At 32.9% G+C, this 7315-nt stretch carries 8 protein-coding genes; 6 read left to right on the forward strand and 2 right to left on the reverse strand.

The window, feature by feature from the left end; genetic code table 11:
- Window positions 1–5: 5 nt before the first annotated feature.
- A complete protein-coding gene (locus tag CD127_RS01335) occupies window positions 6–1349 on the forward strand; it encodes a dihydrolipoyl dehydrogenase family protein (protein WP_103365474.1) in 1344 nt (447 codons plus the stop codon).
- Window positions 1350–1544: 195 nt separating this feature from the next.
- Complete coding sequence (locus CD127_RS01340) at window positions 1545–2402, forward strand: ABC transporter substrate-binding protein (RefSeq protein ID WP_103365475.1); 858 nt, start codon at window positions 1545–1547, stop codon at window positions 2400–2402.
- A gap of 128 nt (window positions 2403–2530) precedes the next feature.
- Here CD127_RS01340 and CD127_RS01345 read toward each other — a convergent pair whose 3' ends face one another.
- Window positions 2531–3424 carry a LysR family transcriptional regulator gene (locus tag CD127_RS01345; protein WP_103365476.1) on the reverse strand — a complete coding sequence of 298 codons (894 nt, stop codon included), beginning with the start codon at window positions 3422–3424 and terminating at the stop codon, window positions 2531–2533.
- A 102-nt stretch (window positions 3425–3526) separates the two neighbouring features.
- Here CD127_RS01345 and CD127_RS01350 point away from each other — a divergent pair, with 102 nt between their 5' ends.
- Window positions 3527–4546, forward strand: a complete 1020-nt coding sequence (locus tag CD127_RS01350; protein WP_103365477.1) for a ketopantoate reductase family protein — start codon at window positions 3527–3529, stop codon at window positions 4544–4546.
- A 24-nt stretch (window positions 4547–4570) separates the two neighbouring features.
- On the forward strand, window positions 4571–5308 hold the full coding sequence (locus CD127_RS01355) for an acetoacetate decarboxylase (protein WP_103365478.1): 738 nt from the start codon (window positions 4571–4573) through the stop codon (window positions 5306–5308).
- 62 nt (window positions 5309–5370) lie between these two features.
- Here the strand turns inward: CD127_RS01355 and CD127_RS01360 are convergent, their stop codons facing one another.
- A complete protein-coding gene (locus CD127_RS01360; RefSeq protein ID WP_103297819.1) occupies window positions 5371–6057 on the reverse strand; it encodes a type 1 glutamine amidotransferase domain-containing protein in 687 nt (228 codons plus the stop codon).
- Window positions 6058–6320: 263 nt separating this feature from the next.
- Here CD127_RS01360 and CD127_RS01365 point away from each other — a divergent pair, with 263 nt between their 5' ends.
- On the forward strand, window positions 6321–6833 hold the full coding sequence (locus CD127_RS01365) for a DUF308 domain-containing protein (RefSeq protein ID WP_103297820.1): 513 nt from the start codon (window positions 6321–6323) through the stop codon (window positions 6831–6833).
- 160 nt (window positions 6834–6993) lie between these two features.
- The gene (locus CD127_RS01370) at window positions 6994–7260 is read left to right on the forward strand and encodes a hypothetical protein (protein WP_103365479.1); all 267 of its coding nucleotides are present in this window, start codon (window positions 6994–6996) and stop codon (window positions 7258–7260) included.
- Window positions 7261–7315: the final 55 nt, after the last annotated feature.

Raw genomic sequence — 7315 nt, forward strand, 5'->3', positions numbered from 1 at the left:
GTTAAATGACAAAATATGATGTAGTATTTATTGGAAGCGGACATGCAGCATGGCACGCAGCGTTGGCACTTAAACACGCAAGCAAAGCAGTAGCGATTGTGGAACGAGATAGAATTGCCGGAACATGCACAAACTATGGTTGTAACGCGAAGATATTACTCGAAGGTCCTTACGAAGTCTTAGAAGAAGCAAACCAATACGGCGATATTATTCAGTCAGACGCGCTTAAAGTAGATTGGACAAACTTAATGAATTACAAATCACAAGTCATTAACCCTATGGCAGATACGTTGAAATCAATGTTCGAACAACAAGGCATCGACGTGTATATGGGCGAAGGTGTGATTAAAGATGAGCATACTGTAGAAGTGAACGGTGACGCACTTGAAACTGAGAATATTGTTGTTGCGACAGGTCAACATAGCAATAAATTAGATATTGAAGGTAAAGAATTAACGTATGATAGTCGCGATTTCTTATCTATGGATGAGCTTCCTAAACGCATGACTTTCATTGGCGCAGGTATCATCAGCATTGAATTTGCTTCAATTATGATTAAATCAGGCGTTGAAGTGGCAGTGATTCACCATACAGATCAACCACTTGATGGCTTCAATAAAGATCATGTGGCTAAATTAGTGAAGAAATTAGAAGATGAAGGCGTAAAATTCTATTTAAATGAAAATACGCAAAAAGTTGAAAAAGCAGGCGACGCATATAAAGTTTCAACAGAATCTGGTTTAACAATCGAAACAGATTACGTCTTAGATGCGACAGGCAGAAATCCAAATGTTGAAGGTATTGGTTTGGAAAATGTAGGAATCGAATATAGCAAAAAAGGTATTACAGTAGACGGACATTTAAGAACAAATGTGAAAAACATTTATGCAAGTGGTGACGTACTAGATAAAGCGATTCCTAAATTAACACCAACTGCAACATTTGAATCTAACTACATCGCAGCACACATTTTAGGTATGACTCAAGATGAAATTCAATACCCTGCCATTCCATCAGTGCTTTATTCATTACCACGTTTATCTCAAATCGGCGTTACAGTTGAAGAAGCTGAACAAGATAACAGCTATACTGTAAAACACATTCCTTTCGGTAAACAAATGGTCTTCGAATATAAAAATGAAACAGAAGCTGAAATGTATGCAGTATTAGATGACCAAAAACGTATTGTAGGTGCAGAATTGTATGCGACAGATGCAGCTGACTTAGCCAACCTTTTAGTATTTATGGTTAACCAACGCATGACAGCACAAGATTTAGATCAACTTATCTTTGCATTCCCAGGTTCATCTAGCGGCGTGATTGATTTATTAAAAATGAACATGATGTAAGAAGACGTTAATTAGTAAGAAGTCGGGGCAACTTAGTTGTTCCGATTTTTTGCTTTTTGAAAAGGGAAGTGGGGAGCACGACTATTAGTAGTTCTCTTTTTTACAATTTAATTTATGTTTAAAATCTTTCTGAGCGTTAATACTAATAATGTAAGAGGAATTAATAATAATTCTCAATCGGAGGGATTTTTAATTATGACTAAAGAAATTCAATCAAATGGCGTAACAGTAAAAGTTCCAGATACAATCGAATCAGCAGTAGCTTTAGAATATTCATTTGTAGAAGCATTAGCGAAATTAAATATTAATGTAACTGGTATTGCAGACGACAATGACGAAAACAATTTAGATTCATCAATTAAAGATTCAATTGGTAACTATACTTCAGTAGGTACACGTTTAGAACCAGACACTGAAGCTATCAAAAAAGCAGAACCTCAAATCATCTTAGCAGATAAAAATAGACACGAAAAAATCTTCGATCAATTAAACCAAATTGCGCCAACAGTATTATTAGAAAGCTTTGACGCAAACTATGAACAAAGTATTGATGTGTTCAAACAAATCGCTGGAATTGCATCAGAAGAAGACAAAGGTCACGAAGTTGTAGAACAACACGACAAAAAAGTTGAAGACTTAAGCAAAGACGTAACAATCGATAAAGATAAATCTACAATCGCAGCAGTACCTACAAGCGAAGGCTTATATGTACATGCTTCTGATTCTTATGTAGGCCAATTCTTAAGCAAAGTTGGTTTCAACAGTTCTATTTCTCAAAGTGAAGAAAGCAACTTACCAGAATATATGGGTGCTGACTACTTAAAAGTAGACACAGATAAACTTTCTGACTTTAACCCAGAACGTATCTTTGTGATGGTAGATAACGATAATCAAAAAGACTATGACAACCTTAAAGAATCTGATGCTTGGAAACAAGTTGAAGCAGTTAAACACAATCGCGTACAAGAAGTTAACCGTGAACGTTGGGCTAAATATCGTGGCTTAATCGCTTCAGAATTAATCTTAGAAGACATCACTAAAGTTGAAGAATAATCACTTCCAACTCTTAAAATTTGAAGACTAAGTTAAAAGGTAGCAAAGCTTCGCAAGAGTGAAGCTTTAGCTACCTTTTTTTTATTGTTTTTTGACTATGCGGGCAGTCTTAAATTTGAGTTTTCGCGCTATTTTTCAATAATAAAAGATGATTGGTACTTCAGTAATTCTTCTTTTATATACCTATACATATTTAAATCCGCTTGATTAAGTTCAACACTTTTTAGAGTTGAAAGATAAATCGCGCTAGAGATAATAAATGATGGGTGTTTAATGTAAGGTAAATTTAATTCCTTACAGATTGACGCTGGAATATAAGAAAAATAACTTCTATTTTTTAATAAAGAAAATACAAAATAATCATCTACATAGTTGGCATTATGTATTTTTATATTTTTATAATCTAAAAAGTCTTTAATCATCTTGTTATATTCTTGGTTATGCGCAGAAAATAAAAAAGATTTAAAGATTAATGGATCATATAAGATATCTGTATTTAAATTATTATCAAATTCTTTAGGATAAGTAAGTACTATATCTTCATTAATAATTTTTTCTGAATGAATAAGCGGATGAGAGAGTTTAATGGAATTTAGCGCAAACGTAATACTATGAGAAATTAATTTACTCATAATGGTTTTATTAGTAGTAATTTCTAAGTTGAATTTATTGTCTGGGTTCGATTCAATATATTGATTCAAAGTAGTAGAAGGCATTAAGCGACTATGAGATGACGCGAAATGAACAGTTTTCTGTTTGACGTCTTCATTAGCACTTATAATTCTTTCTACACGTTTTAACTCATCAAAGATTTTATTAACAGATTGATATAAAACATGCCCATTTTTTGTAAGACTGATATTACGTCCATTTTTCACAAATAGCTTCGTATTTAGCTCTTTTTCAAGCTTTTTAATCGTCATACTTAGGGCAGGTTGGCTGACGTATAACTCCTGCGCTGCAAGGGTATAGCTTAAATTTTCAGCTACGTGTTTAAAATAGGTTAAGTGTAGTAACTCCATGAAGTCCCTCCTTTATATATAAACTGTACCTTATAAATATATCACTTTTCTATATTTTTACTTATAAATTAAACGGGTATTATTGTATTGAGGTGATAAATAATGAAAATTGCTATTTATGGTGCTGGTTCACTAGGAACAATTATGGGAGCGTTCTTATCTGAATCGTCACAAGATGTAGATTTAATTGATGTAAACCAAGAGTATGTAGATAAATTAAATAAAAATGGTGCACATATTGTTGGTAAAACAGATTCTACTCACAAAGTGCATGCCATTACACCAGATCAAATTGATTCAAAATATGACATTGTATTATTACTTACAAAACAAGTATTTAACGATGATGTAATTCCTAAAATTAAAGAAATTCTTAGTGAAGATGGCGTCGTTGTATCATTACAAAACGGTGTGCCAGAACAAGTGATTACAGAAATCATTCCTAAAGAAAAAATCGTTGCAGGTTCAGTAGAATTTGGTGCAACATTTGTTGAACCAGGTGTCTCTAAATTAACAACTGAATTTGAAACATTTAAAAAGAATGCCATCGAAATTGGTGAATTAAATGGAAAAGTTACTGACCGTATTCAACGCATTCAAAAAGCGTTAGAACCTATCGGTGGTATCTCTATTTCTGAAAATTTACCAGGTACTAAATGGGCAAAATTAATTATTAATAGTGCATTTAGTGGTATGTCTGCAGCAACTGGTGGCACATACGGCGACGTAGTAGATAACCCAGTTGGCGCTAAAGCGACATTATACGCAATCAACGAGGTTATTAAAGTAGGTAAAGCTGCTGGTATCGACTTCGTAGTCTTAAGTGCATTAGATTATCGTGGATACGATGAAATCACAGACGTTGATAAACAAGTCGATCAAATGCGTAAAGCAATTGAACCTATGAGATCATTAGAAGCTAGTATGTTACAAGACTTACAAAAACAACGTCCAACAGAAATTAACTATATCAACGGCGTTGTAACTAAATTAGGTAAAGAAAACAACGTTGATACACCAGTGAACGACTTAATTCAAGAAATCGTATCAAATGCACAAGAGAATAAAGAAGTGCCTGATTTCGATACAAGCATTAAAAAATTCGAAAAATTATTTGATTAATAAATGTATTAGGAGTGTTAGTTTATGAATAAAGAGGAAGTAAAACAGGTATTATCCACACCAGTTAATGCTCCAGTATTTGAATCAACTGAAATCTTTTTCAAAAATCGTGAATATCTAAACATTATTTATGAAACTGATAAAGAAATGTTAGAAAAAGTGGTTCCCGAACCATTAAAAGTAACAAGTAATAAAATCAAATTTGAAGTTATTAACATGCCTGATAGTACAGGTTTAGGCAGTTACCAAGAAGCAGGCCAAGTGATTCCTGTAGAATATAACGGCGAACAAGGTGAATTCTATTTATCTATGTACGTCAATAACCAAGCGGCAATCGCAAGCGGTCGTGAAGTTTCAGCTTTCCCTAAAAAAGCTGGACAACCTAAACTTTACGTTGATAATGATGTTTTAGTAGGAACATTAGATTATAATTCATTACGCGTTGCTCAAGCGACAATGGGTTATAAACATCATAAAATGGATGAACAAGAAGCGCTTAAAAGTGTAACTGCGCCTCAATTCATGTTAAAACAAGTTCGTGATTATGACGGTAGCCTACGTGTATGCGAATTAACACGTAGTCAAATCACAGACATTAAATTAAAAGAAGCATATCGTAGCCCAGCGCGTTTACAATTATTCGAGCACGTAATGGCGCCATTAGCTGATTTCCCAGTTAAGAAAATTGTCGACGCTCAACACATTATTGCAGATCTATCATTAGGCCAACCAGAGCCTATCTTTGATTATTTAGAAGATTAAATTTAGATATAAAAAAACAGTTCCAAGCCGTAATAAATGGCCTGGAACTGTTTTTGTTTATCTTATTTTTGTGTTTCTAAGAATTTTTCAGCAACAGCTTTACCAGATTGTGGATTTTGACCAGTAATAATTTGACCATCTGCTACTGCAAATTCGCTCCAATCATCACCGTGTTCATATTTAGCACCACGATTTTTCAACTCATCTTCAGTTAAATAAGGCACTTTATCTGCTAAACCAACAGCTTGTTCTTCACTATTTGAGAACCCAGTAACTGTTTTACCGTCGATAATGTTGCGACCTTCGCTATCTTTAACATTTAATAAGCCAATCGCGCCGTGACATACAGATGAAACTGTGCCATTATTTTCATAAATTTCACGTGTTAAGCGTTGTAAATCTTCATTATCTTTAAAGTCCCAAATTGTACCATGACCACCAGCATAATAAATGATATCGTAGTTTTCAGCTTTAACTGCATCTGGTGTTAACGTATGACCAAGACGTGTCATGAAATCTCTATCTTGATAATACTTCCAATCTAAATCCGTCATCATATCTTCTTTTAAACTTTCAGGATCAATTGCAGTATAGCCACCCTCTGGACTCACGTAGTCTACTTTGTAACCATTTTTCTTTAATACATCTACGAAATGTACTGCTTCACCAAACCATAATCCAGTTGGACGATTCATATCTGGATATTTCGAAACACTCGTAACGACTACTAACGCTCTTTTCGTACTCATAAATTAGCCTCCTAATATCATGTGTTATCTATTTAAATACCCTTTTTGAAAATTAGAAAACTGTACCTAACCGTAAATTAGATTTTATAATATTGGTAAACAGACTAAAATTAACTTTTAAGACTACCCGCAGTGTTACTTTTTAAAATAAAAAGGTAGTTTTATGTGAAACATTATGAGCTTAAAAGGGTATATATTAGAAAGAGTAAATTCAATTATACTAACATAGTGATTGAATGAAGTAATAGAAGGGAGCCCACATCATGGCACAAAACAACGGCAAATTAAAATGGTCAAGTTTAATTATGGGAACGCTACTCCTCATAGTAGCAATTATTATATTTAGCTATCCCGTAAAAAACTTTTATACATTAACATGGTTAATCGGATTATTTATATTCATAAATGGTATTATCCAACTTTTATTCCGACGTGCAACGAAAGCATTAGCTGGAGGTAGTTCAGGACTAATCATCATTCTTGGTATTATTGATATCATTTTCGGCTTATTAGTAATGTTTAACGTAGGCGCAAGTTCTGACTTCTTCGTCTTCATGTTCGCAGCATGGTTTATTGTAAGCTCAATCATTGGTTTATTTACAATCTCTCATCAAAATCGTTTAAGATTTTTATCAATTATTGTAAATATTCTAGGAATTATTTTAGGAATTATCCTATTATTTAACCCAATGATGGGCATGATCTTCGTATCATTAATGATTGCCTTCACATTCGCTATATTAGGTGTCACATATATTATCGACGGCCTAGCTTAATAAATTCTAGAAAGCTATTTTCTCAGCACTTGAGGAAATAGCTTTTTCATTACAATTCAAATAAAAGAAACTCAAGAATTTACATTGTAATTCGTTAATTAAAGTATATAATATAACTATTAATGGAAGCTTAGCAAAGCTATTATAGGAGTGAATAATTTTGGCAGATTCTCATAGTTATATAGAAGATAATATCATTCATGCTGTAAACAAGTTAAACAGTATTCCTGGTTATAATGATAAATTTACTTATGAATATGACAACGAAAATGATTGGTTTAATATTATTCATTCAATTCAAAATGAAATTCTAACTAATGATGAGCTAGCTATAAAAATAGCTGATATTTTATGCGAAGAATTAGTTAATAAAAAAATACTTAATTTTTCTATTTATGAAGATGAAAATATCATGACATTTATTTAACTAAATTTTTAGGAGCATTATAGGATCTATTTATGATAAAGAATAGGTGCTATAA

It is taken from the genome of Staphylococcus petrasii (genome assembly GCF_002902565.1).
GTDB lineage: Bacteria > Bacillota > Bacilli > Staphylococcales > Staphylococcaceae > Staphylococcus > Staphylococcus petrasii.

Coding starts and splice junctions, on each gene's coding strand:
- CD127_RS01335 (WP_103365474.1), top strand. CDS start 6: ATGACAAAATATGATGTAGTATTTATTGGAAGCGGACATGCAGCATGG.
- CD127_RS01340 (WP_103365475.1), top strand. CDS start 1,545: ATGACTAAAGAAATTCAATCAAATGGCGTAACAGTAAAAGTTCCAGAT.
- CD127_RS01345 (WP_103365476.1), bottom strand. CDS start 3,424: ATGGAGTTACTACACTTAACCTATTTTAAACACGTAGCTGAAAATTTA.
- CD127_RS01350 (WP_103365477.1), top strand. CDS start 3,527: ATGAAAATTGCTATTTATGGTGCTGGTTCACTAGGAACAATTATGGGA.
- CD127_RS01355 (WP_103365478.1), top strand. CDS start 4,571: ATGAATAAAGAGGAAGTAAAACAGGTATTATCCACACCAGTTAATGCT.
- CD127_RS01360 (WP_103297819.1), bottom strand. CDS start 6,057: ATGAGTACGAAAAGAGCGTTAGTAGTCGTTACGAGTGTTTCGAAATAT.
- CD127_RS01365 (WP_103297820.1), top strand. CDS start 6,321: ATGGCACAAAACAACGGCAAATTAAAATGGTCAAGTTTAATTATGGGA.